The following is a 2,206-nucleotide window of genomic DNA, read 5'->3' on the forward strand; positions in this document are numbered from 1 at the left end:
TGGCTGGGCAGCTTCGCCGGGTCGGTAATCGTGTTCACCAGTTGGCCGTTGACGTACCATCGCAAGCTGTCCTTCTGCCAGACGAAGGCGTAGTCGTTGAAGGCCTTCTCCGTGCCGCCCGGTACGTCGACCAGTTTCTCGTTCTTGCCCTTGCCCGCGATATAGGCGTTGACCTGCACCTTGGAGGTGTCCTTGGTCAGGACCTCGAAGTCGATCTCGTCCCAGGGCTGCTTGTCGCTTGGACCGATATAGGTGAAGAACGCGGCGTTGAGGCCGGAGCCGGTATCGGTCTTCAGCCGTGCCTCATAGGTGCCATAGCCGAAGCGCTGCTTGGTCTGGATCTCGCCGCAGACGTAGTCGCGATCCTTCAGCGTCTGCTTTTCGAAGCCGAGCGACAGCACACCATTCGACAGTTCGACCATATTTTTCGACCAGGTGCAATTCTGATGGCTGCCGTTGTTCCAGCCGTCGGAAACATACCAGCGCGTGCGGTCGAAGCTTTTGAAATCATCGACAAAGGACGGCGATGTCGGAATGTCCTGGGCATGGGAAGGGGTTGCCAGGAAACCGCCAAGAGCAGCCAGCAGCAACGCACCGAGCGACCCCAGCCGCCGGGCGGCTTGTCCGGTCCGATATGCGAGAGGCGGTGCGTCAATTGCCGTCGTAGGTTTCGGATTCCAATTCATACCAAACTCACCTTTGCGCTGTGTGTCCCCAACCCAAAGTCGACGTTCGAACCGCTCCTGCACGGGCCAACCTTGACCTTCCTTGTGACCCTCTCGATTGCTTCTGCTTCCCGCCTTGCATCAAATCTGTTGCAACAGTTCCGAGCCTTCACGTTCAACCTCTGCCGGCGCCTGCCGGCCAGGCGAATTCCGCCGCGGCGGCCGAGGAGGCATCCTCGTCAAAGACCGTATCCAGCGAATGACGGAGCTCTTTCATCATGCCGTCCTGGCGCGACAGCGCCGCGATGCGGCGCTCGCAATTCAGGATCGACTGTGTCAGTGCGCTGACTTCCGAAGACCGCTTGTCGGAAGCAGAGCCGTTTTCCATCGCTTCGACCAGAAAGGCGGCGTTGGTCGACGTCGTCCGGTAGCGATTCTCAAGCCCGGTTCTCTCGGCCTCGATCTCGGCCGCAATCTGCTCGAACAGCTTTGCCAGACGATCAAGACGTGAAACATCGGCCTGACGGTCGCGGGCCGGATCCCTTGATCTGAAACCGAATATCGAGGCCATGAACTCAGGTTCCCGTCATCGCCGGCTTGTGGGCCGGGCTTCTGGCCGATCCCCGCAGCCGGGGCTCAAAAACTCGTGTTGCGTTGTCGTGCTCCTTTTGAGGGAGAGACATCAGACCAATCCGATCGGGGGCCAAGTTCGGCTGGTCGTCCACTATGCTGCACCGCAACATAGACTGCCATCGTCGGAGCCGCGAGGCAACCACCCAATTCGTAAACTCATAAATCCGACCGAAATGGTTTGCGTGATGACATGCCGCGAGTGGACAAATCGCTGCATCGGGACCGCTCTCAGCGTTCCTTGCCCGTGCTGGTTCCGGCCATCAGAAAGCGCAGCGGCGGCACAGGCTTTTGGCTGGACACAAGGCCGACACGACGAAACAGCGCCTCGAGCTTGTCGGAAGCCACGCCCTGGACGATGGGGACGAGGTTGGACAGGCTGGCGAAGGCGTAAGCCGCAGCCGAGCCCAGCCCCCGCTCGGCCTTGACGTCAAGGAAATTACGCAGCCGATATTTGTCGCGCACGTGCCGTTCATGCCGCCGCAGCACCGCCTTCGAGCCTTCCGGCAGGCTGTCGATCGCCAGCAGCGCCAGATCCGCATCGGCCAAACGCTTCAAGTCCTGGGTCTTGTGGCGGCCGCTCAGGGAATCGGCGCGGACGATGGCGCCGTAGCCGCAGGAGCGAATGACCTTGAACCGCGCCCCGCATGCGACCGCGCGGGCGTAGAGTTCATAGTCCTCGCCCAGCCGCAGGCTCTCGTCGTAGCTCAACCCATGGCGGTCGAGGAAGGCACGGCTGATCACCGGCTTCAAAAAGCCCAGTTCGCCCCTCTGCACGCGGCGCCTGGAGATGTTGCCTTCGACGAAACGCTCGAAATCGAGGAATTCCGGATCGGCGGCAAATTGCGGCGCGACGATTTTCGTCGCGTCGCCTGTCGCATCATCCCTGATCAGCATGATTCTGCTGGAGG

Annotated in this window: 3 protein-coding genes; all 3 read right to left on the reverse strand. The window is 60.9% G+C overall.

Translation table 11 applies throughout. The features are described from left to right. A partial coding sequence (locus tag EN994_RS28225; RefSeq protein WP_127307998.1) for a family 16 glycosylhydrolase occupies window positions 1-686 on the reverse strand: 686 nt, incomplete at its 3' end. Between the two features lie 154 nt (window positions 687-840). Beyond that, window positions 841-1,236 (reverse strand): hypothetical protein, encoded by a 396-nt coding sequence (locus tag EN994_RS28230; RefSeq protein ID WP_024501833.1) that lies wholly within the window; start codon window positions 1,234-1,236, stop codon window positions 841-843. A 290-nt stretch (window positions 1,237-1,526) separates the two neighbouring features. Further along, a partial coding sequence (locus EN994_RS28235; protein ID WP_127307999.1) for a glycosyl transferase family A occupies window positions 1,527-2,206 on the reverse strand: 680 nt, incomplete at its 5' end.

The sequence above is a fragment of the Mesorhizobium sp. M7A.F.Ca.CA.002.09.1.1 genome, assembly GCF_003998555.1.
GTDB lineage: Bacteria > Pseudomonadota > Alphaproteobacteria > Rhizobiales > Rhizobiaceae > Mesorhizobium > Mesorhizobium ciceri.